A 22,887-nucleotide genomic window follows, 5' to 3' on the forward strand; every position below is an offset into this window, starting at 1 on the left:
AAAATTTATAAGTATGAAAACTTTAAAATATATAACATCAGCTTTACTTTTAGTAACTCTATTGATAGCATCTGGGTGCAATGATGTTCTGGACTTGCAACCTCAAGATAAAATGCCCATAGAAAATGTACTTAGTGATCCAAATGGCCTAAAACTTTACTTAGCAAATTTGTATTACCAAATGCCTGTTGAAGATTTCCGTTATGGTGAAGAAGGTTGGCATTCCAATACAAATGGTGGGAGAAACAGGGCAATGTACACGGATGAAGCGATACATACCGAATGGATAGGTAATTATGGTGTGGCGACTAGTTATGCGGCTCCTCATTACTGGGAACAAGGTTATCGCTTGATAAGAGATGTCCATTTATTATTAGATGCGATACCCACATTAGAAGTGACAGACCAGATTAAAGATTACATGACGGGAGAAGCTCTTTTCATCCGGGCTTATGCTTATTTTGGGTTAGCTATGCGTTATGGCGGTTTACCATTAATAAAAGAAAGCCAGAAATATGATCCCAATGATCTGGAGTCTCTCAAAGTACCGAGAAGTACCGAGAAGGAAACATTTGAATTTATATTGGATGAACTGGATGCGGCAACAGAAAAATTACCTGATTCCTGGGGAGAAGAAGAAGGAAGAAGAGCCAGTAAAATGGTTGCGCAGGCACTTAAATCAAGGGTCGGGCTTTATGCCGGTTCTTTGGCCAAATACTGGCATTTAGCACCTTTACAGGGAGAAGCAGTTGATAAAAAGTTAGTGGGTATGGTTCCTAGTGATGCAGAAGCATTCTTTGCTGCTTCCATAGCAGCATCTGAAACAGTAATAAATTCAGGTAAATATTCATTGTATGCACCCACGCCAAGTACACCTGAAGAAGCAACTGAAAATTATATTAAAATGTTTCAGGATCCCAATATTGCCCCAATGGAAGCTATATTTATCCGCGGGTTTAATGTTGTAGGAAGAGGGCATAACTATGATTTCTGGTTCAGTCCTGCTCAGGTAAGAGCTGGAGCCCCATATCCGGGGCGTATGAATCCACTGGTTGAAATGGTTGATCTTTTTGAGGAATATTCTCATCCAGGGGAGCCGGCCCCAATTATTACCACTACCGATCCCAATGACGTGGATGATTATAATGGATATAATCCATCAAAAACTTATCTGCATTTTGACGAACCTTTGGATCCTTTCAGGGACAAAGATGCCAGGTTGCACGCTTATACTGTCCTCCCGGGTAGTATAATGAGAGGTGTTAAGATTGTAATACAGGCCGGTTTAATTATGCCGGACGGTACCCCACAGATAAGAACAGGGATCCCTTCAGAGGGAATAACCCTTAATGGAGTGACATATTGGCCATGGGGAGCACAAAATCCGGATGATTATTCGGGATTTAATTCCAATTCCAGTGTGGCCAGCAGAAACACCAAAACCGGATATTCAATGCGAAAATTTCTTCAGGAAAGAGGTACTGCACAAAGGGATGCTGGAACTTCTGATTGGATGGATATAAGGTATGCCGAAGTTTTATTAAATTATGCAGAAGCTGTTATTGAAAGCGGACTGGGGGATGTTGATAAAGCTACAAAAGCGTTGAATGATATAAGAAGACGTGCTGCTTTTATGGCCCCGGTTCCACTTACACAAGAGAATATATTCCGTGAGAGGAGGGTCGAACTCCTTTTTGAAAATAAAAGGGATGCAGACATGAAAAGGAGAAGGGAACACCATGTATATTTTAATAATCGGTTGGCATGGGCAATGCTGCCGGTATTAGATCTTAGCGTAAGTCCCCCCAAGTACATTTTTGTAAGAGATCTCCTTCATGCAGCAGTTGAAAGACCATTTCCAATTAACTGGTATTACTATCCAATCCCAGGTATTGAAGCTAACGGTTTGATTCAAAATCCAACGGGTTAAATGAAACGAGTTTATAAAAATTTTCTGAGTAAGTACAGAACACTTAATAGTTTTAATTATTTTCAATAGTAAGGGTTTTGAATATCAATAGATATAGTAGTAGGATAATGCAAACTAATTGAGATCTGATACTAACATCAACAGAATTTTATAAAGGAAATGAATTTTAAAATTAAAAATTAAAAATTATGAATAGTTTAAAATATATTATGTTTTTTATCGTGCTGGCTTTAGTATATTCTTGTGAAATAGATAATTATGATGCTCCCAGTGCAGAATTGTTTGGTACCTTTATTGATGCGGAAACCAATGAACCTGTTCAGAGTGAAATTGTGCAAGGTACTGTAATTCAAATTATTGAACATGGGTGGGTGTCAGGCCAAACAAATATAACACAAACGCTTGTTGTTAAACACGATGGTACTTATCGGAACAGTATGATTTTTCCAGGTGAATATAAGATTAGTGCAGTACAGGGAAATTTTCAACCAATAGCTCCTATAGACACTTTCGAAATCAAAGGAAGTACCAAACTTGATTTTTTAGTAATTCCCTATTTAAGAATCAAAGATGCTTCGATTGTTCGAAATGGAAATATTGTTACAGCTACGTTTAAAGTTGAAAAAACAACCGGCGATAATATTGCCCGTATTGGATTATTTTCACATCCTAATATAGCTGTAGGCGCCAATACAAGTCTTGTAATGTCGCAAAGTACAGCAGATTTAAATTCCGATCCGGACAAAATTCATACCCTTCAGATCGATTTAAATAATCCTTATTTTATAGCCGGAAGGTCGTATTATTTTCGTATAGGAGCTTTAAGTAGTGCATCTGGAGCAAGGTTTAACTACGCACCGGCCATTAATATAACCATTTAGTAATTTTTATTAAGCGGGGTTGTCTTGGAAAAATTTTTATGAATATTTTTATGAGGCGGCCTCGTTTATATCTTTTTTCAATCTTTTGCCACTTAATTGTAATTTGAAATGTATGGAGATTTAATCCATACAAAAATCAGGTCTTATGTCTTAATGTATTTGGATATAATATCCGGTAATATTAAGGAAATTAAAAGATTATGTAATAAAAATATGATTTTAATGAACGATATTGGTGAATGGTTGAAACCCTCTATTTATAAATAAATCTATATTAATTTAAAAAAGATGAAAAATATGTCTATATTCTTCTTGGTCTTTATTTCAATTTTGCCTAATTCAGATGTTTTCTCTCAGAGATTATTTGTAACATTGGGGAAAACTATAATAGAAACAGAAACTACCGAACCATTTTTATGGATTGGGGATACTGCCTGGGAATTATTTAATGATTTAACCAAAGAAGAAGTAGTTTCTTACCTTGATAACCGGGAAGAGAAAGGCTTTACGGTTATACAGGCAACAATTATGATGGGTGGATTTAATCAAAGGAATGCCTATGGTGATTCCATTTTTTTAAATATGGACCCAACACGGCCAAATGAAAAATATTTTGAATATGTGGATTTTGTTGTAGATGAAGCAGAAAGGAGGGGGATGTATATGGGGTTACTCCCAACATGGGCAAATAATGTGGTTGACCGTAATGGGAGAGGTGCTAATTTTAACGTTGAGAATGCTTTTAACTATGGCAAATTCCTTTCCGAAAGATATAAAGATAAACCTGTCATTTGGATATTGGGTGGAGACAGGAATGTCCAAACTGACCAGGAATATTTGATTTGGAAAGCAATGGGCAAAGGCTTGCAATCGGGAGTTGGTGGCAAAAATTTGATTTCTTATCATCCCACTGCTCCGATTTCTTCTCATTTTTGGTTTCATAATGAACCTTGGCTTTCATTTAATATTATCCAAAGTGGCCATTTCAAAAAATTTCAAACAGAGATTTATGAATTTGGAATGGTATTTCAACAACTTATCCCCATAAAACCATGGGTAAATGCCGAACCTGCTTATGAAGATATTCCAGTATTGTTTTGGCACTTCGATGATTATTCACAATTTGGGAAAAAGAAGGAGGATGTAATTGGTGAAGATGGATTAATCAAAGACAAGGATTTTTTCCAGCATGGCTTTTTTGATGATTATGATATTCGAATAGAAGCTTATTGGACCTTCTTCTCGGGCGGGGCAGGCTATACCTATGGGAATAATGCAATCTGGCAAATGTATAAACCGGGAACAAGGTATGCTGTCCCCTGTCTGAACTTCTGGGATGAGGCATTGGATCGTCCGGGTGCTGAGGATATGAGACATGTGAAAAAGCTTTTCACCCGATTTCCCTTGGGAAGTTTTCATGTGGATCAATCAGTTATCTATGGTACTAATTTTTTAGATGAGGATAATATCCGTGCAATTGTTGCTAATGATAAGTCTTTTATCTTATTGTACCTGAATAAGGGACAAGAGGTTAGTGTAAACTTAAGTAAATTGGTCGGTTCAGGAACAGCCTCTTGGTATAATCCGCGTGAAGGAACAATAGATGAAATAGGATTCGTTGAAAATAAAGGAATCCGTTTATTTGATCCACCGGGTGAATTTGGACAACATGGTAACGACTGGATTTTGATTTTAGAAGCTGCCCAAATGTAAATCATTTAAATTTCAGCCCACAAAAAAATATCCCGTATGTTATGATGAAAAGACATATTTTTTGGCCCATTTTTATACTTTTATCCATATGTTGCGCCGACTTATGTTTAGCCGGTACTTTTCAACCAGAACAAATAAGCGACACTGCGGCGGTTTATAACATCAAAGAGTTTGGCGCTGTTGGAGATGGTGTTACAATTAATACCGAACCGATCAACCGCGCAATTGATGCCTGTGCTTCGAGCGGGGGCGGCACCATACTGGTGCCCGAGGGAAAGTTTGTTACCGGCACAATTTTGCTTCAAAGCAATGTTACGTTGTATCTTGAAAATAATGCCACTATCGTTGGAACAAACGATACCAGGCTGTACAAAAGTTTCAACTTTAGGAAGGAGAACCCGGACCGCCCTATTCATTTGCCTATCAAAGGTAATTCAGTATGGTCCCGTTCGTTGATCCTGGTTGACAATGTGCAGAATGTTACCATCACCGGTACCGGTACAATTGACGGGGGCACAGTCATCGATAAGCAGGGTGAAGAAGGATTCCGGGGGCCGCATGGCATCCTGATTGGGGAATCGTCAAATGTGAAAATATCCGGTGTGAGGATTTCAAGGTCAGGAAATTACAATATTCTGGGAGCAAATATTGAAGATGTTGAATTAAGCAACCTGACGATAACAGAAGGATCGGACGGCATTCATATCAGGGGTGGTAAAAATATACAGATCGAAAATTGTAAAATTTATACCAGTGATGATGCAATCGCAGGAGGATATTGGGAAAATGTGCAAATTTCAGAATGCCTGATCAACAGTTCATGTAATGGTGTGCGGTTAATTTTGCCGGCAACCAATCTTGAAATTAAAGATTGTGAAATATCAGGGCCCGGGGTTTTTGGACACAGGCGGGGCTCATTAAACAATCCGCTGGTTACCAACTCGCTGACGGGAATCATCATGCAGCCAGGAGCCTGGGGGATCGGTCACGGAAACCTGGAGCAGATATTTATTCACGACATTCGGATCAGAGATGTTCAAACGGCTTTGACCATCGTACTAAACGAAGGTAACAATGGAAATGATATCCGGGTGGAAAATGTGACAGCGACCGGAATTTACCGGAATGCTTGTTCGGTAGAGGCCTGGCCCGAAGGAAGCCGGTTTAAAAATGTCTTGTTCAAAAATGTGTCGATAGCCTATCATGTTAATGACAAAGACATTTTAACTACAACTGCGTTCGACAGGCCTCGGACTGAATCAAGACCACTTCCGTTTTGGGGATTTTATGTGCGTAACGTTAAGAATATAACATTTGAAAACGTGCGTTTGGATTATACTGGAAACGAGGTGAGACCTATGATGGGGTTTGATAAAGTGGATAGCGTATTTTTAGATGGAATGTCGTACCGCGTTGTGCCGGGAGTGGAAGCGATAAGGTATTCCGGGTATACAAAAGTTAGAAATCTGAATTCCAAACCATTTAACTGACGGGAATGAAAAAAGGCATAAAAATAACTAAAATAGTACTTGCAGTGATTTTATCCTGTACAATATGCTCCTTTAGCAACCAAAAGGAGTGGATTCGTTTGCTTGACAAAGATTTGACCGCATGGGAAACCTACCTCAGTTACAGGCATCAAACCGGCTATAACGGTCAGGTTCCTCAAGATGAAGAAGGAAAACCTTTAAAGCCAATAGGTTATAATAAGAAAGGACAAAATGTCTTTTCGGTAATTGAACAAGACGGTGTGCCGGTTCTAAGGATATCGGGTGAAATTTATGGTTGCGTTTTCACCAAACAGGAGTTTGAAAATTATCACCTGAAAATGAAGGTAAAATGGGGAACCAAAAAATGGGATCCGCGGCTGAATGAACCCATGGACTCGGGGATACTATACCATTCGCAGGGAGAGGCCGGAGTGGATTACTGGCGGTCATGGATGTTGGCCCAGGAATTTCAGATTATGGAAGGCGGGTTTGGTGATTACTGGGCTATTGCCAATAGTGGCTCCCACATAAAGATAAAAGATCCCGGTAGCAGAAGCGATATGGGCATCTTTGATCCTGACGGAATTGATACTGCGATGGGGGCAGGTGGAAACAGGAGTGGGTTTGTTCAGCACAGCGCCGATTACGAAAAACCAGGAGAATGGAACGAGGTGGAGTTGATCTGTTTTGAAGATAAAAGTATCCATATCATCAACGGCCATGCGGTGATGGCCCTTTCACAATCGGTTTACCGGGATGGTGAAACACTCAAACCGCTGGTTAAAGGTAAGATCCAATTACAAAGCGAGGCCGCAGAGGTTTTTTATAAGGATATTGAGATCAGGAGGATCAAACAAATACCTCATAAATTCAAGGCTCTTTTCCAATAAATCAATTAAACTGTTAAACTGTAGCTATGAAAAAAGGCAACTATCTAATGTTGTTTATGCTCCTTCTTCTGAGCGGGCAAGTTTATGCCGGCGGGAAATCCTACCAGATTTACCCAGCGCCAGCAGGTGAAGTACTGAATGAGGATTACTGGGTGACAATTGAAGGTGAGAATATCCCAGTGTATTCGGTAAAAGTGGCGCCAAAAGATCAGCAATTGAGATGGAAAGCAATGGATGACAAAAAGAATTCAGCCAATTATTTCGAAGAGGCGGCATTCGCCTATTTTGATTTGAAAGATGAGGTCACCATTGAAGTAACTAACCGCGAACAGATCCATTCAGTTAAAATACTGCCTTCCTCTGCAGGAATTGTCTCTCATGTTGAAGGCAAAACTGTTTCATTTAACGTGGCTTCACCGGTTAATCTCACGATAGAAATTAATGGCGAATGGGTTCGCTCACTGCACCTGTTTGCCAATGCTTTTGAGGAGAATGTCCCCGACGCGTATGATCCGGATGTCATTTATTTCGGGCCTGGTATCCACGAAGTCAGTAATATGGTCGTTGGCGATAACAAAACAGTTTATGTCGCTGGCGGTGCTATTGTCCGGGGAGTCATTAAACCGGAAGAACCATATACCATCAGCGGCTATAGCGGGCTCCGGCTTTATACGCCTACCTTCCACCTTCAGGGCAAAAATATTACTTTCAGGGGACGTGGAATTATTGATGGCAGCCTTTGCACCACCCACTCACGGTTCATGATTTTTGTAGAAGGCGCTGATATAAACCTGGAAGGCGTTATTTTGAGGGATGCCAGTCACTGGACCATCCCGGTGAGAAGATCAGACCGGGTACACATCAACAATTTAAAGCTTCTTGGTTATCGGGCAAATTCTGATGGTATTGATATATGCAACAGTCGCGATGTGTTGGTCGAGAACTGTTTCATACGGACACTTGATGATCTGGTAGTCGTCAAATCGGATGAGGGAGATGGCGAAACGAGAAATATTGTAACCCGAAAGTGTGTTTTATGGAACGAAGTCGCACACGCTTTGAGCCTTGGCGCTGAGATCAGTGAAGACATTGACAATGTTCTGTTTATTGATTGTGATATCATTCATGACAAAGGAAGAGAGTGGACGCTCAGAATTTTTCACGCCGATGCAGCATTAGTCAAAAATGTACGCTTCGAGAATATTCGGATTGAAGAAACCCAGAAATTGATCTCTTTGTGGATCAACAAAGCAGTGTGGAGCCGTGATAAAGAACGAGGGCATATTCAGGGGGTGGTGTTTAAAGATATATGGGCCACAGGTGATTTACTCAATGTAGAACTGTTGGGGTTTGACGAGAAGCATCTGGTAGATGATGTGCTCTTTGAAAATGTTTTCTTTAACCGCAAAGCCCTAACGTTGGACGATATCCACAGTAACTCCTATGTACGACGCGTTTTTGTCCGTCCACAACCTGAAATAAAACAATAAAAAATACCAGAGATATGAAAATCAATTTATAGGCTTAAGCGCTTAGAGCGCACTAATAAAAACAAGATGCTACCTTTGTAGCATGAATAAACGAGATAGGTTCATGGGAGTAAACTCCATTGTTTTCTACAAACGGTTTTCCGGATGAAGAGTCCTGTTATAATTACCTGGCGGAAATAAAATGGGAAGAGGGTTACGTGTGCAAAAAGTGTGGGCACACCAACTATTGCAGTGGAAGAAAGCCTCATTCCCGTCGTTGTACACGTTGCAAGTACGATGAGAGTCCAACAGCAGGGACGATGTTCGACAAATGTAAGTTTTCGCTCCATTTGGCATTTCATATCGTATTCAAGCTAAGTACGAGAAAAAAAGGAATGTCTTCTCCGGAGTTGTCCCACGAATTTGATTTGCGTCAAATGACCTGTTGGGAATTCAAAAGAAAAGTGCAGCAAGTGATGCGCAGCTCCATGCGATACCCTCTCACGGGTACGGTGCATGTTGACGAGTTTCTGATCGGAGAATATGAAGAAGATCAAACCGGGCGTAGCTCCGACAGCAAAAAATGGTTAGTTGTTGTCGCATTGGAAGTACTGGGAAAAGGCGGTGTCGGAAGGGCTTATGCCAAGGTGATAGAACACGCTTCAGGTGAGGAGTTCAAGCCCTTTTTCGACAACCACATTTCACCACAGGCGCGTGTTGTCACTGATGAGTGGAGAGGCTACCTGCCCCTAAAGAAAAGATATCCTTTCCTTGAACAGAAGCCGTCAGGGAAAGGACGAAACTTCCATGAGCTTCATATCCACATAATGAACATACAAGGGTGGTTGAGAGGAATACATCATCACTGCTCAAAGGAACACCTACAGGGCTATCTTGATGAGTATCATTATAGATACAACAGAAGAAGTCAAATGGAGACAATCTTCGACAACCTTGTCGTAAGGATGATGAGATATAAGTCAATCCAAGGATTATGAGAATATTAAATGGTGCGCTCTAAGCGCTTATACCGAAAAATGAACAGAAATAAGTTTGAAAAATTATAATTTTGCTATCATTTTGTTTCAATTTCATTAAGAGTAAACGCTACGAAGAGATTTTAAACGACGTTTCAATTAAATCGTAACGTTTACTCTAATCATTTACAAATGATTAAAACAAATTAAGGATTACACATGATACACGCTTCAGTGAATAAACGATTTATCTTTTTGGCAATTCTATCCATAATCCTGCCGAAAATATTTGCACAAAATACTCAACTTCCATCATGGGCATTAGGCGAATTCGTACGACCGATAGATCCGCCCATTATCATTCCCAACTCCGAAAGCAAATTCTATTGTCCGATGCGCAAACAGATTGTAAAATGGGAAGAAAGCGACACATTTAATCCGGCTGCAGTAGTCAAAGACGGCAAAGTATATGTGTTGTACCGTGCAGAAGACAATTCAGCCGTCGGAATCGGAGAGAGGACATCGCGCATAGGACTTGCCGAAAGTTCCGACGGCATTAAAATGACTCGCAGAAACAAACCGGTTATGTATCCCAATGAAGATAACATGAAAATATATGACTGGCCCGGAGGGTGCGAAGATCCACGTGTTTGCCAAACTGAAAATGGATTATATGTGATGACTTACACTTCATGGAACAGAAAAACACCTCGTTTATGTATAGCAACTTCAAAAGATTTGGTTAATTGGCAGAAACACGGACCTGCTTTTGCCAAAGCATATAGGGGCCGCTTCAAGGACATGGCATGCAAATCCGGATCTATTGTTACTAAACTAAAAGATGACAAGATGGTCATCGTTAAAATAAAGGGTAACTATTTAATGTATTGGGGCGAAAACCAGGTAAATATGGCTACGTCGAAAGATCTGATCAACTGGGAACCGTTACTGGAAAAAAATGGAGATTTGAAAGCAGCAATGCATCCACGAAAGGGATACTTCGACAGTGCCCTGACAGAATGCGGACCACCTGCACTACTCACCGACAAAGGTATTTTACTGCTTTACAACGGGAAAAATAGTAAGGGCCAAGATCGTGATTTTCGTTTCAAGGACGGAAGTTATTGTGCCGGACAAGCTCTTTTCGACAAAAATAATCCTTCGGAACTTATCGCAAGATTGGATTTGCCTTTTTTCAAGCCAAGTGCCGATTTCGAAAAAAGTGGTCAATACCCTGATGGAACGGTTTTTATAGAAGGGCTCGTCTTTTTTCACAAAAAATGGTTTCTTTATTACGGTTGTGCCGATTCAAAAGTCGGCGTAGCTATTTATGATCCAAAGGAATAATAAGTTATAATATTTTATCCTCTTTCGCCAAAATTTTCCTCTTGTTGGTTCATCAATAAAGAAACGGCTATTAATCATAATTCATATATTCGCGTCGAGCATATCCTTAAGAACTTTTTAATTATTTATTTTCAAATCATAAAATCATCACATTAAGAATGAAAAAAATTATTTATTTATTGTTGTTGTGCACAACTGCTATTCCATTGTTGAATGCGCAGTCCAAGTTGAAGCCCGGCGATTACGACATCACCAAAGATCGTCTGCTTTACACGGTGGGATATGCTCACCTCGATACGGAATGGAATTGGGATTATCCCTCTACCATTGACGAATTGATTTTGAATACCATGGTCGAGAATTTCAATCTTTTTGAAAAATATCCCGATTATGTCTTCAATTTCACGGGTTCACGTCGTTATAAAATGATGAAAGAATACTACCCCAGGCTCTACGACAAAGTCAAAAAATATATTGACGAAGGTCGGTGGAAAGTTTCCGGTTCGTCGGTTGATGAAGGTGAAGTAAACATTTCTTCTTCCGAGTCACTCGTGCGACAAGTTCTTTATGGAAACGAATTTTTCAGAAATGAATTTGGTAAGGAAAGTGTCGATTATATGCTGCCCGACTGTTTCGGTTTTTTATGGAACCTGCCATCTATCCTCAATCACTGCGGAATTTTGGGATTTTCCACACAAAAACTGACATGGCGATCAGCTGCAGGAGTTCCATTCAATGTTGGAGTTTGGAAAGGACCTGATGATAAAGGAATTATCGCAGCACTCAATGCAACAAGCTACACATCGGAAGTCGAGAATCGCCTCGATAAGAATCCCGAATGGAGCAAACGATTGGATGAAGACAAGGCAAAAACCGGCTATGCGTTCGACTATCGCTACTACGGCGTAGGCGATCAGGGAGGTGCTCCCCGAATCAACGATGTAAAACGTGCTGTGAATAGTCTGAATCACGATGATAGTAATTTCAAGGTATTGCTGACTTCTTCCGATCAAATGTACAAAGACATCACTCCCGAAATCAGAGCCAAACTTCCGGTTTATTCGGGCGATTTATTGCTCATCGAGCACAGTGCAGGATCTTTGACCTCCCAGGCATTTATGAAACGGATGAATCGAAAGAACGAATTATTGGCATCTTCGGCTGAATTGGCTTCGGTTGCAGCCGATTGGACAGGTACAGCATCCTATCCAATGGAAAAATTGAACAATTCATGGGATCTGGTTTTGGGAAGTCAATTCCATGATATATTGCCCGGAACATCTATCCCCAAAGCTTACGAATATGCATGGAATGATGAATTTATTGCTGCTAACGGTTTCGCGGAAGCTCTTAAAAACGGCGTTAGCTCCGTAGCTTCGAAACTGAACACACAAACAACAGGCCGATCGGTAGTAGTTTACAATCCAGTTTGCAAGACCCGACAAGATGTTGTGGAAGCCGAACTCGAATTTGCTACATTGCCACAGACAATTTCCGTATTCGATAAAAGCGGGAAAGAAGTTCCGTCGCAGATTGTTGAAAAAAGTGGAAATAAAATCAAGTTTTTGTTTTTGGCCGATATGCCTTCGGCAGGCATGAAAGTATATGACGTGCGCGAATCCGGAAGTTCGACAAAATCAACTGAACTCACCATTTCGGATAATACACTCGAAAACGCATACTATACCGTGAAGGTTGCTTCAAATGGGGATATCACGAGCATTTTCGACAAAAAAGCATCTAAAGAATTATTGTCGAAACCGGCCCGATTGGAATTTTTGGCCGAAAAGCCTAATGAGTGGCCGGCTTGGAACATGGATTGGAAAGATCGTCAAAAACCCGCTTTCGATTTTCTGGACAAAAATGCAAAACTTTCCATTGTCGAACAAGGGCCTGTGAGAGTAACCCTAAAAGTGGAACGCGAAGGCCGAAATTCTGTCATCACACAATTCTACAGTCTTAGTGCCGGTGAAGCAGGAAAACGATTTGAAGTAAGCAACAAAATCGATTGGCAATCGCAAGGCGTCAGCCTCAAGGCGTCATTTCCGCTGTCTGTTTCCAATGAAAAAGCTACTTACAACATTGGAGTCGGCACCATAGCAAGAGGGAATAATGAAGAAAAGAAATTCGAAGTTCCTTCAAAAGAATGGTTCGACCTTACCGATAAATCGGGAAAATATGGTGTATCGATTCTTGAGGATTGCAAATTTGGTTCGGACAAACCAAATGACAATACGCTTCGTTTAACATTGCTTTATACCCCTGAAATCAACCTTCCGGGATGGCGATGGACAATGTACCAAAGCACCCAGGACTGGGGCATTCACGATGTTCGATATGCAGTATATGGACATCAAGGCGATTGGCGAAAAGGCGAATCGGCATGGCAGGCACAGTTTTTTAATCAACCGTTGATGGCTTTCGAATCGGCTAAACACGATGGCGAATTCAACGGAACGTATTCTATGATTTCGATCGATCGGCCCGAAGCCGGATTGATGGCTTTCAAAAAAATGGAATCGGGCGATTATTATATCATCCGCGTAAATGAATTGACAGGAAAAGATATGAAGAACGTCAAGATATCGCTTCCACTCGAAATCATCGATGCCTACGAAGTAAATGGACAGGAAAAGAAAATCGGAGAAGTGAAATATGCTAAAAACGGATTGCAATTCGATTTAGGCCATTACGGGATAAAAAGTTTTGCCGTTAAACTCAAAGGGATGAGTCCTACACCGGTGCAACAACAGTCGGTAGAAATTCCGTATAATGTAGATGTTATCAGTTCTGATGGAAATCGTAACGACGGTACCATGTTCAACGGACAATCGCTTCCTGCCGAGCAACTGCCGGAATATGTTGAAAGCGAAGGTATTCGCTTTAAAATCGGCAATAAGGACGACGAGCAAAATAATGCTGTCGTTTGCAATGGACAAACTATATCGTTACCGGCCGGCAATTTCACCAAACTTTATCTACTTGCTGCTGCAGCCGGCGATATCAAAGCCGATTTTATCGTGGATGGACAACCTACCAATTTGGCCATTCAACGATGGACGGGATATGTAGGGCAGTTCTACAATCGTGTTCTGAATTTGGATGAGGATAAAGTTCTTGAAATGAAAGCTCCATTTGCCAAAACAAATAATATTGCATGGTTCGCATCACACTGTCACAATAATTATCCGATGAAAAACGAGGCTTACCAATACAGCTATCTTTTCAAATACGAAATTCCGATTCCTGTAGGGGCTAAAAGCATTACATTGCCCAATAACAGAGGCATTAAGATAGTTGCCATGACCGTAGCAGCACCTAAAGCAGAAGAAATGAAACCCTTGCAGGCTCTCTACGATAATTTCAAAGATAATCCTGTCTTTAGTTTACGTTCGAAATAATATTGACATCGAATACATTTCAGTCCATTATTACTCCAAAAAATCCCGGAAATTATCCGGGATTTTTTTAAATTTGGGAGTTCATTTCTATTCCGTTGAGTATAAACCACGAGAAATGATGCCAAATATTTAAAACAACGATAAATTTTCGTCATGAACAACAAGTTTCTCGGTTATTTGTCCATACCACTTACATTGGCAGGACATAATATGCAGGCACAACAAGCCGACGAAACATGCAGCAGTGAAAAAACAATCGGTAAAAAAATGAACATCGTATTCATCCTTTCCGATGATCATCGCTATGATTATATGGGATTTGTCGAAAAAATTCCCTGGTTGCAAACGCCATCGATGGACAGAATGGCACACGAAGGCGCATGGATGAAAAACGCGTTTGTAACCACTTCCTTATCCTCTCCCAGCCGCGCATCCATTCTCACCGGAATGTATTCGCATTCTCACAAAGTGGTAGATAACACGGCCCCCCTGCCCAAAGGATTGACTTTTTTCCCCGAATATCTGCAAAAAACCGGATACAAAACCGCTTTTTTCGGCAAATGGCACATGGGAAACGATTCGGGCGATCCCCAACCGGGATTCGATCATTGGGAAGCATTCAAAGGTCAGGGCGAATATTACAATCCGCGACTGAACACAAACGGCAAGTGGATTCAATACGCCGATAGTGTGTATGTTACCGACTTACTTACGCAACACGCCATCGATTTCATCGATCAACAAACCAAAAATCATCAACCCTTCATGGTGTACCTTTCGCACAAAGGGGTGCACGACAATTTTCAACCTGCCAAACGACACAAAGGATGTTATCGGGACAAACCGTTGGTATATCCCGCTTCCTTCAATACTCCGAAGTATGGAATTACCACGCCTCCAACCATCAACAGCCTAACCGGAAAGGCAGCATCGGGAAAAGACTTCTATGGTGAAAACATGATGCCCAACTGGGTGAAAAACCAGCGTGAAAGTTGGCACGGAGTTGATTATTCTTATCACGGCAGACCTTGGGAAACGCAAGTGCGCAACTATTGCGAAACGCTCCGATCAGTGGACGAAAGTATCGGTGCCGTGCTCGATTATCTCGTTGAAAAGGGGCTGGACAAAAATACGATTGTCATTTACATGGGCGACAACGGTTTTGCATGGGGTGAACACGGATTGATCGACAAACGACAGTTTTATGAAGAATCGGTACGGGTGCCGATGCTTGTTTGGGCTCCCGGACTTTTCCCCGGAGGCGAAGTCATCGAAAAAATGGTTCAGAATGTCGATATTGCCCCTACCCTGATGCACTGCGCAGGATTGGAAAAAGCTCCGCAAATGGTGGGAGAATCGTTCGTACCACTTTTGCTCGGGAAAAATATCCCTTGGCGCGACAAGATTTTTTACGAATATTATTGGGAGTACGAATTTCCACAAACACCAACCATGCACGGAGTTCGTACCGATCGCTACAAATATATCCGATATCACGGCATCTGGGATACAAACGAATTTTACGATCTGAAAAACGATCCTGACGAAATGCACAACCTTATCGCAGATCCTGCCTGTCAGGATACGATAAAGTCGTTGAATCACGAACTGTATAATTGGCTCGAATCAACCGACGGAATGAGTATTCCCTTGAAAAGGACTGAATGGCCACACGGCGATCATCGAAATACGGGAAATTACTGATATTGAGGTAAGGCCCAAAATGGGAAAGGTGTAATTCATTCTTTTGTATCGGTTTCATCAGCTATCACTCTACTCGCCGAGATTCCGGCACAAAAATAAACCCCAAACATTGTGCTCATTTCTTATTCTTGCCAAATTGCCATTTGGGCAATTTGGCAAGATAATGAAACGCAAATTCAATGCTTTTCCTGCTTTGCAAATAAACAATCTCCTTCGGGGCGGACTGCACTACGATGTGCTTACTCGGCTGAACCTCTTTCCGGAGAGCTTTGTACACAGCACCGACAGCTCTTCGTCAACTTCGGTGAGCGGGAGGCAAATTACCTGCTGCCAATGATCACGCAATTGCGGCGCACGGGCATCTGCTGCGAACTCTATCCGGGGGCAGCAAAGATGAAAAAACAACTCTCCTATGCCGACCGCAATCATATTCCCTTTGTGGTGATGGTGGGTGAGAACGAGATGAAGGAGGAAAAGATTACGCTGAAGAACATGCAGTCGGGTGATCAGAAAAGTATCTCCCAAAACGAAGTTCGGAAGAAATCAGTAAAAAGACAACTGTTTGCACAGCTGACAATATCCCAAAAAGAAAACTCCGGAAATTCCGGAGTTTTTTGGTTCAATTATCGGATGATCTTCACATCCACGGCATTCATTCCCTTGAGACCGCGTTCCAGCCGGAAGGTGACCATGTGGTCTTCCTGAATACCGGGCTCGGCATTGCTCTTGTGAAAAAAGTACTTGTTGACACTGTTTTTCTCCTTGATGAAGCCGAAACCACGACTCTCATCGTAGAAGTCCACCCTGCCTGTGGGCTCACCCACTTCTTCGGGCTTCTCCTTGCGGGGTATGGAAACTTCGATATCCTCAATAGCTATCTCGTCTTTCCGAATGGGTATTGGCGGCTCATCAACGATTACACCATTGGCATCCACGTAAGCGATCATATCCTCAAAGGAGCTGGGGCCCTGCTTCTTGCGCTCTTCCCTGCGCTGTAGTTTCTCTTTTTTCTTCTGTTGTTTACTCTTTTCGATCTCTTTTTTGTGAAATGAATTTGATCTGGCCATTTAAATGTGTATAGTTTATAAATTTGATGTTTCTATTGTTACGTATTTTGTCGTTCCTAAAAATCGATGTTGATACCTTATTTCAATTCGCCACAGGTAAAACCCTGCCGGTCAGTTTTTGGATATCCTTCAGCATTGACCGCTCATCGGGGGCGCAGAAAGTCAGTGCCGTGCCACTGTTGCCGGCTCTGCCGGTACGGCCGATACGGTGCACGTAGGTTTCTGCCACATCTGGCAAATCATAATTAATCACCATGTCCAGCTGATCAATATCGATACCGCGGGCAGCAATATCAGTGGCGATCAGTACCCTTGTTTCGTGTGATTTAAAATTGGTGAGCGCACGCTGACGAGCATTCTGCGATTTGTTGCCATGAATTGCCTCACTGCCGATGCCGACCTTGCTCAGCGACTGGGCAATCTTATCGGCTCCATGCTTGGTACGTGAAAAGACCAGCACCGATTTACACTTGTCCTTTTTCAGCAGGTCGATCAGCAGATCTTTTTTCTCCGGCTTCTCCACAAAATAGATGTATTGTTCGATGGTGTCAACCACGGAGGAGGTGGGATCAACCTCTACCCTCACCGGATCATGCAGGATGGAACGCGAGAGCGAAGTGATGGATGAGGGCATGGTGGCCGAGAAGAAAAGCGTTTGTTTCTCCCTGGGCAGCAGTGGCAGCAGACGCTTGATATCGTGGATGAATCCCATATCGAGCATCCGGTCGGCTTCATCCAGCACAAAATGACGGATGGCATGCAGACTGACATAACGCTGGTTGATCAGATCAAGCAAACGGCCCGGCGTGGCAACCAGAATATCGACGCCGTTTTTCAGTGCACTTACCTGTGCCTGTTGTTTCACTCCGCCATAAATAACGGTGTGACGGATGCCGGTGTAAGTGGTGTACTCCCGCAGACTGTCGTCGATCTGAATGGCCAGCTCACGGGTGGGCGTCAGGATCAATGCTTTGATCTCTCTTCTTTTTCCGTGGCTTTTATCGAGATACAATTGCTGAATGATAGGGAGTGCGAAGGCTGCAGTCTTTCCCGTGCCGGTTTGTGCCAGTCCCAGTATATCGCGGTTGCGCAATGCCGGAAGGATGGCTTCTTGTTGGATAGGTGTGGGAATGGCATATCCTTTTTCGTCGAGCGCCTTCAAGATAGGCTCGATCAATGTTAATTCTTTAAATGTCATTTAATTTGTTTATGCTACACCTCGCCGGGGTAGCGGTTGTTGATAAATGGCCGGTATTTGCTTCAAACGGCCTGAATTTAACAAATGGTGGGGGAGAACGGTAGCGTAACCAACACACAAGATGTTATCGGGTACAAAATTAATCAAAATTTTCCGATTTAACCAATCGCACCCGATTTATTATGTTGTCTGATCTGTCTTCTGCAGAATTTTCCCGGTTTATTCCATTGAACTTCCCTATACACTGCATGTTTGATTTTGAATGCCGGATGTTTGCTTTTTGAATTTCTGTGCTCCCATTCCCAATTTCATTTCCCGATTTCGTGGAAATATATTTTCATAGTTGCTCAAAAAGCGTTTCCTTTGCATGCACAAAATGTGAAAAAATGGTCTCTATCGAAAATATCACTGTTGAATTTGGGGGATTCACCCTACTCGACCGGATATCGTTCGTACCGAATAAAAATGAACGCGTGGCGCCGGTGGGCAAGAACGGCGCCGACAAATCGACCCTGCTCAAGATCACGGCCGGTTTGCAGCAACCCACACACGGCACCATCTCCCTGCCGAAAGAGGTCTCTGTGGGCTACCTGTCGCAGCAGATGAAGCTGAGCGACAGCCGCACCGTGAAGGAGAAAGCGTCGATGGCTTACGACCATCTGCAGAAGATGGAACAGAAGCCGGGGGAGCTGCACACGGAAATGGCAGTGCGCACCGACTGCGAGTCGGAGGCTTACCATAACATCATTGAGCGGGCGACAGACCTGCAGGAGTTGTTGCAGATGTCGGGCATCCACAACGTCGAGGCAGAGATGGCAGCCACAGAGAAGGAACTGCCTACGCCGGAGGGGGCATCGGACGCGGAATTACTGCAAAAGTACCCGGAAGCCAAAGCAAAACCGGATCGCGTCATGAACAATTGGGAACGATTAACGTTAGAACCAGAGAAGTTTACACACTAAACTTTATACAAAAAAGAATGGCCAATTTCAGCAAATTCATTTTAACCAAGATCCTCGGATGGAAGGTGATCAACGAATATCCGGTTGTGCCCAAGTGTGTGATGGCAGTAGCACCGCATACCAGCAACTGGGATTTCGTGATAGGTAAGCTTTTCTACTCCTCCCTGGGCCGTCAGGCCAACTTTTTGATCAAAGCAGAGTGGTTTTTCTTTCCTTTCAACATCTTCTTCAGCAGCATCGGCGGGATACCGGTGAAAAGGGAGAAAAGCGGTTCACTGACGGATATACTGGTACGGGAGTTTCAAACGCGCGAGTGGATGCATCTTGGCATCACTCCCGAGGGTACACGTAAGCCGGTGAAGGAGTGGAAGAAAGGCTTCTATTTTATCGCCATGAAAGCGAAGGTACCCATTATTCTGATTGGCCTCGACTACGACAAGAAAGAAGCCAGGGTGCTCGACCTTTTCTATCCTACGGGTGACTACAGAAAAGATATCGTGGAGATCAAGGCTCACTATCAGGGTATACAGGCCAAGAAACCGGAAAATTTTATCCTGTGATATGCTGCAACTTTAGCGCCCTGTTTTTACTCTTCAAACTCAAGCGATAGCTGTACACCCTCCACGGGCACCGGCACATGATCGCCATCGGCATTCCTGAGCGTGAGGCCCATCAGGCGGATCTTTTGTTCCTGAAAATCGTCCACCTGCAGCAGCAGCTCCTTGCCGATATCAAACAGCTCTTCCTGTGACCGGATGTAATGCCCCACGGTACGACTGCGGGTGATCACCGTAAAATCGGCAAACTTGATCTTCAGCGTCAGCGTGCGCGCCAAAAACTTTTTCTTTTCAGTCCTGCGGTGTACTTCTCCAGCGATCTGATCAAGCGCACCGAGGATATCTATCATCTCGCTCAGATCTTCTGCGAATGTTTCCTCGGCGCCGAGGGACCTGCGCACCCTCTCCGACTCCACCTCCCGGTCGTCGATGCCCCTCGCAAAATGATAATAGGAGATACCGGCCTTACCAAACTCGCGCACCAAATCAACCTCTGACCACTGCTTCAGGTCGGCTCCTGTCTTAATGCCCAGCTTTTCCATGCGCGCTGCCGTCACTTTACCCACCCCGAAGAACTTGTCCACCGGAAGTTTCTCCACGAAAGCCTCCGCATCACCGGGTTCAATGACAAAGAGTCCGTCCGGTTTCTTGTAATCGGAGGCGATCTTTGCCAGAAACTTATTGTACGACACACCGGCCGAAGCGGTGAGCCGCGTTCGGTTCAGTATCTTTTGTTTGATTTCTTTGGCAATGAGGGTAGCCGAACGGTTCCCTTTATGGTTAACAGTAACATCGAGGAAAGCCTCGTCGAGCGACAACGGCTCCACCTTGTCGGTGTACTCAAGGAAGATCTGCATGATCTGGTTGGAGACATTGCGGTAGAGATCGAACCGCGGCATCACGAAGATGAGATGGGGACATTTGCGCAATGCCGTGACCGACGGCATGGCGGAGTGAATCCCATAGCGACGCGCCTCATAGCTGGCAGCCGCCACCACACCCCTCTTCTCTCCGTAGCCCACAGCAACCGGCTTGCCGCGATATTCGGGATTGTCGCGCTGCTCGATGGACGCATAGAAGGCGTCCATATCTACATGGATGATCTTGCGGTTCATAGGGGCAAATGTACATAAAAGTTTATACATTTACATAAACCCATAAAAATTGAGGGTTTCATTAACTTCGTTGCCTTCGGATGCGTGAATTGAAGAAGCCACAACTTTGTTTATATTTGAAGATTATTTATTATTGAGTCCACTTTAAAAAGTCATTTATTGAAAAAATAACATTTGATTATCAGTTTATTACAACGTAAAATTCTTGGATTTTGAACATTTTAAAGTAGACTCCTTCTTTATTTCTTTATTTCTTTATTTCCTACTTCTTCACTTCTTTCTTAAATTCTCAATTATCCATTATCCATTACATCATAACACCTCCCTGCCTTCGGCAGTACCCCTCTTATCTTAAGAGGGGAGTAATTATAGGATTATACCATCTGAACTGTCCCCTTAAGATAAGGGGACAAGTGCTGCCGCCAGGCAGCACAGGGGTTATGATATTTCTTCACTTCCAACTTCTTCATTTCTTCTTAATTACCATCGCCGTACTTGCGTCATACTTGGTTCGAATCAACACCAAAGGCACATTTTTCTGTAAACCTATTTCGGAACACGATACAACTTTTTGTAAAGGTCGTTGTTTAAAATCAACAGAATTTCATTCACAACAACAATAGGAAAGAAAATATGAAAAAAGCAAACAACCAGGCATTGGTAATTTTCGGGGCATCGGGCGACCTAACCTATCGAAAACTCATTCCGGCGGTTTTCGATTTATATATGAACAATCTGCTCCCCGAAGGATATGTGGTTTTGGGGGTCAGTCGCACAAAATATACCGATAAGGAATTCCGAAAAAAGATGTCGGAAGGTATTCGTCAATTTTCGAATTTTAAAGATACAGCCTATGAAAAGATCAACGATTTCGTGGCTAAAATCTTTTATCTGAGTATCGATACCGAAAACGGAGACGATTATGCACTGGTGAAGGAAAAACTTTCCAAACTGAATGACAAGTTCAATTTGCAACACAACTATATTTTCTATCTTTCGACGCCTCCTTCGCTCTATCCTCTCATTCCAAAATTTCTTTATGGACAGGGACTTACGATTCAGGAAAAAGGATTCAGGCGTATCATTATCGAAAAACCCTTCGGGCACGATTTGCAATCGGCCATCGAATTAAACAAGCTTTTGCTCGAGTTTTTCAGTGAAGATCAGATCTACCGCATCGATCATTATTTGGGAAAAGAAACCGTGCAAAACCTTATGGTTACACGCTTTGCAAACGGAATTTACGAACCGCTGTGGAACAGAAATTATGTAGAGCATGTCGAAATCACGGCAGCCGAGAGTTTAGGTGTGGAAGATCGGGGTGGATATTACGACAACGCCGGTGCCTTGCGCGACATGATTCAAAACCATTTGCTTCAAGTGGTTTCGCTCGTGGCAATGGAGCCTCCCATCAAAAATACGCCCGAAGATATCCGCTACGAAAAGATGAAAGTCTTTCGGGCACTGCATCCACTGAGTGAAGATGACCTGAAAAACAACGTGATCAGAGGGCAATATACGGCATCGAACATTCGTGGGAAACACTACGTGGGTTATCGCGAAGAACCCGGCGTCAACAGCGAATCGCGCACGGAAACATATGTGGCCATGAAATTCTATATCGACAATTGGCGGTGGGCCGGCGTACCTTTCTACGTTCGCACCGGCAAACGAATGCCTACGCGTGTTTCGGAAGTTGTCATCCACTTCAGACCATCGCCACTGCCCCTCTACAAGCATGAAGATGGAGAAAACAAAGGCTTCAACCAATTGATTTTGCGCATCCAACCCGACGAAGGTATTTTGCTGAAGACAGGGATGAAAGTTCCCGGAAGCAGCGACAAAGTGAAATCGGTGAACATGGATTTCCACTATTCCGAACTCACCGATCATTATATACCCGAAGCTTATGAACGACTGATTCTCGATTGCATGCAGGGCGACAATACGCTTTTCATGCAAGGCGAAGCCGTGGAAGAAACCTGGCGGTTTGTGCAGCCCATTCTCGACTATTGGGAAAAACATCCCGAAGCTGCATTATACGGTTATCCGGCAGGTTCGTGGGGACCGGATGTTGCCGACGATCTCATCGAAGGAGCAGATAATACCTGGCGTTATCCCTGCAAGAATCTGGCCGACGACGGCATTTATTGCGAATTGTAATTCGCTTTTTGTCGATTATTTAA

The 22,887-nt window shown here is 42.9% G+C and carries 17 protein-coding genes and 1 pseudogene; 15 read left to right on the forward strand and 3 right to left on the reverse strand.

Annotation, left to right across the window (positions count from 1 at the left end):
* The first annotated feature begins 13 nt into the window (after positions 1 to 13).
* From EJN84_RS00865 to EJN84_RS12505, 12 genes and pseudogenes are all read left to right on the forward strand, one after another.
* Complete coding sequence (locus EJN84_RS00865; RefSeq protein WP_129593657.1) at positions 14 to 1,930, forward strand: RagB/SusD family nutrient uptake outer membrane protein; 1,917 nt, start codon at positions 14 to 16, stop codon at positions 1,928 to 1,930.
* 188 nt (positions 1,931 to 2,118) lie between these two features.
* Positions 2,119 to 2,811: a DUF3823 domain-containing protein gene (locus tag EJN84_RS00870; RefSeq protein ID WP_129593658.1), complete on the forward strand. Its 693-nt coding sequence runs from the start codon at positions 2,119 to 2,121 to the stop codon at positions 2,809 to 2,811.
* Positions 2,812 to 3,099: 288 nt separating this feature from the next.
* Positions 3,100 to 4,524 carry a glycoside hydrolase family 140 protein gene (locus EJN84_RS00875; RefSeq protein ID WP_129593659.1) on the forward strand — a complete coding sequence of 475 codons (1,425 nt, stop codon included), beginning with the start codon at positions 3,100 to 3,102 and terminating at the stop codon, positions 4,522 to 4,524.
* Positions 4,525 to 4,565: 41 nt separating this feature from the next.
* Entirely contained in the window at positions 4,566 to 6,014 is a 1,449-nt protein-coding gene (locus EJN84_RS00880; RefSeq protein WP_129593660.1) for a glycoside hydrolase family 28 protein, read from the forward strand.
* 44 nt (positions 6,015 to 6,058) lie between these two features.
* Positions 6,059 to 6,904 (forward strand): 3-keto-disaccharide hydrolase, encoded by an 846-nt coding sequence (locus EJN84_RS00885; RefSeq protein WP_238943882.1) that lies wholly within the window; start codon positions 6,059 to 6,061, stop codon positions 6,902 to 6,904.
* 26 nt (positions 6,905 to 6,930) lie between these two features.
* Complete coding sequence (locus tag EJN84_RS00890) at positions 6,931 to 8,394, forward strand: glycosyl hydrolase family 28 protein (protein ID WP_129593662.1); 1,464 nt, start codon at positions 6,931 to 6,933, stop codon at positions 8,392 to 8,394.
* An 82-nt stretch (positions 8,395 to 8,476) separates the two neighbouring features.
* Positions 8,477 to 9,371: pseudogene (locus tag EJN84_RS00895) on the forward strand (IS1595 family transposase).
* A 198-nt stretch (positions 9,372 to 9,569) separates the two neighbouring features.
* On the forward strand, positions 9,570 to 10,697 hold the full coding sequence (locus EJN84_RS00900) for a glycoside hydrolase family 130 protein (protein WP_129593663.1): 1,128 nt from the start codon (positions 9,570 to 9,572) through the stop codon (positions 10,695 to 10,697).
* A 158-nt stretch (positions 10,698 to 10,855) separates the two neighbouring features.
* On the forward strand, positions 10,856 to 14,098 hold the full coding sequence (locus tag EJN84_RS00905; protein WP_129593664.1) for an alpha-mannosidase: 3,243 nt from the start codon (positions 10,856 to 10,858) through the stop codon (positions 14,096 to 14,098).
* 153 nt (positions 14,099 to 14,251) lie between these two features.
* On the forward strand, positions 14,252 to 15,802 hold the full coding sequence (locus tag EJN84_RS00910; RefSeq protein ID WP_129593665.1) for a sulfatase family protein: 1,551 nt from the start codon (positions 14,252 to 14,254) through the stop codon (positions 15,800 to 15,802).
* Positions 15,803 to 15,965: 163 nt separating this feature from the next.
* Positions 15,966 to 16,139, forward strand: a complete 174-nt coding sequence (locus tag EJN84_RS12325) for a hypothetical protein (RefSeq protein WP_238943883.1) — start codon at positions 15,966 to 15,968, stop codon at positions 16,137 to 16,139.
* A 56-nt stretch (positions 16,140 to 16,195) separates the two neighbouring features.
* Positions 16,196 to 16,507, forward strand: a complete 312-nt coding sequence (locus EJN84_RS12505) for a His/Gly/Thr/Pro-type tRNA ligase C-terminal domain-containing protein (protein WP_394343072.1) — start codon at positions 16,196 to 16,198, stop codon at positions 16,505 to 16,507.
* Here the strand turns inward: EJN84_RS12505 and EJN84_RS00920 are convergent.
* Both EJN84_RS00920 and EJN84_RS00925 read right to left on the reverse strand, forming a co-directional pair.
* Complete coding sequence (locus EJN84_RS00920; RefSeq protein ID WP_129593667.1) at positions 16,426 to 16,869, reverse strand: cold-shock protein; 444 nt, start codon at positions 16,867 to 16,869, stop codon at positions 16,426 to 16,428. The two genes, EJN84_RS12505 and EJN84_RS00920, sit on opposite strands and share 82 nt — an antisense overlap.
* An 82-nt stretch (positions 16,870 to 16,951) precedes the next feature.
* Entirely contained in the window at positions 16,952 to 18,067 is a 1,116-nt protein-coding gene (locus EJN84_RS00925) for a DEAD/DEAH box helicase (protein ID WP_129593668.1), read from the reverse strand.
* Positions 18,068 to 18,453: 386 nt separating this feature from the next.
* Between EJN84_RS00925 and EJN84_RS00930 the strand changes: the two genes are divergently transcribed.
* Positions 18,454 to 19,029, forward strand: a complete 576-nt coding sequence (locus tag EJN84_RS00930) for an ATP-binding cassette domain-containing protein (protein WP_129593669.1) — start codon at positions 18,454 to 18,456, stop codon at positions 19,027 to 19,029.
* A 17-nt stretch (positions 19,030 to 19,046) separates the two neighbouring features.
* Positions 19,047 to 19,589 carry a 1-acyl-sn-glycerol-3-phosphate acyltransferase gene (locus EJN84_RS00935; protein ID WP_129593870.1) on the forward strand — a complete coding sequence of 181 codons (543 nt, stop codon included), beginning with the start codon at positions 19,047 to 19,049 and terminating at the stop codon, positions 19,587 to 19,589.
* 26 nt (positions 19,590 to 19,615) lie between these two features.
* Here EJN84_RS00935 and dinB read toward each other — a convergent pair whose 3' ends face one another.
* The gene (gene dinB / locus EJN84_RS00940) at positions 19,616 to 20,701 is read right to left on the reverse strand and encodes a DNA polymerase IV (RefSeq protein WP_129593670.1); all 1,086 of its coding nucleotides are present in this window, start codon (positions 20,699 to 20,701) and stop codon (positions 19,616 to 19,618) included.
* Positions 20,702 to 21,334: 633 nt separating this feature from the next.
* On the opposite strand from dinB, the gene zwf reads away from it, so the two are divergent.
* Positions 21,335 to 22,864 carry a glucose-6-phosphate dehydrogenase gene (zwf, locus tag EJN84_RS00945; RefSeq protein ID WP_129593671.1) on the forward strand — a complete coding sequence of 510 codons (1,530 nt, stop codon included), beginning with the start codon at positions 21,335 to 21,337 and terminating at the stop codon, positions 22,862 to 22,864.
* The last annotated feature ends 23 nt before the right edge of the window (positions 22,865 to 22,887 follow it).

It is taken from the genome of Seramator thermalis (genome assembly GCF_004138125.1).
In the GTDB taxonomy this organism is placed as follows: Bacteria; Bacteroidota; Bacteroidia; order Bacteroidales; family Dysgonomonadaceae; genus Seramator; species Seramator thermalis.

Coding starts and splice junctions, on each gene's coding strand:
- EJN84_RS00865 (WP_129593657.1), top strand. CDS start 14: ATGAAAACTTTAAAATATATAACATCAGCTTTACTTTTAGTAACTCTA.
- EJN84_RS00870 (WP_129593658.1), top strand. CDS start 2,119: ATGAATAGTTTAAAATATATTATGTTTTTTATCGTGCTGGCTTTAGTA.
- EJN84_RS00875 (WP_129593659.1), top strand. CDS start 3,100: ATGAAAAATATGTCTATATTCTTCTTGGTCTTTATTTCAATTTTGCCT.
- EJN84_RS00880 (WP_129593660.1), top strand. CDS start 4,566: ATGATGAAAAGACATATTTTTTGGCCCATTTTTATACTTTTATCCATA.
- EJN84_RS00890 (WP_129593662.1), top strand. CDS start 6,931: ATGAAAAAAGGCAACTATCTAATGTTGTTTATGCTCCTTCTTCTGAGC.
- EJN84_RS00900 (WP_129593663.1), top strand. CDS start 9,570: ATGATACACGCTTCAGTGAATAAACGATTTATCTTTTTGGCAATTCTA.
- EJN84_RS00905 (WP_129593664.1), top strand. CDS start 10,856: ATGAAAAAAATTATTTATTTATTGTTGTTGTGCACAACTGCTATTCCA.
- EJN84_RS00910 (WP_129593665.1), top strand. CDS start 14,252: ATGAACAACAAGTTTCTCGGTTATTTGTCCATACCACTTACATTGGCA.
- EJN84_RS12325 (WP_238943883.1), top strand. CDS start 15,966: ATGAAACGCAAATTCAATGCTTTTCCTGCTTTGCAAATAAACAATCTC.
- EJN84_RS12505 (WP_394343072.1), top strand. CDS start 16,196: ATGAAAAAACAACTCTCCTATGCCGACCGCAATCATATTCCCTTTGTG.
- EJN84_RS00920 (WP_129593667.1), bottom strand. CDS start 16,869: ATGGCCAGATCAAATTCATTTCACAAAAAAGAGATCGAAAAGAGTAAA.
- EJN84_RS00925 (WP_129593668.1), bottom strand. CDS start 18,067: ATGACATTTAAAGAATTAACATTGATCGAGCCTATCTTGAAGGCGCTC.
- EJN84_RS00930 (WP_129593669.1), top strand. CDS start 18,454: ATGGTCTCTATCGAAAATATCACTGTTGAATTTGGGGGATTCACCCTA.
- EJN84_RS00935 (WP_129593870.1), top strand. CDS start 19,047: ATGGCCAATTTCAGCAAATTCATTTTAACCAAGATCCTCGGATGGAAG.
- dinB (WP_129593670.1), bottom strand. CDS start 20,701: ATGAACCGCAAGATCATCCATGTAGATATGGACGCCTTCTATGCGTCC.
- zwf (WP_129593671.1), top strand. CDS start 21,335: ATGAAAAAAGCAAACAACCAGGCATTGGTAATTTTCGGGGCATCGGGC.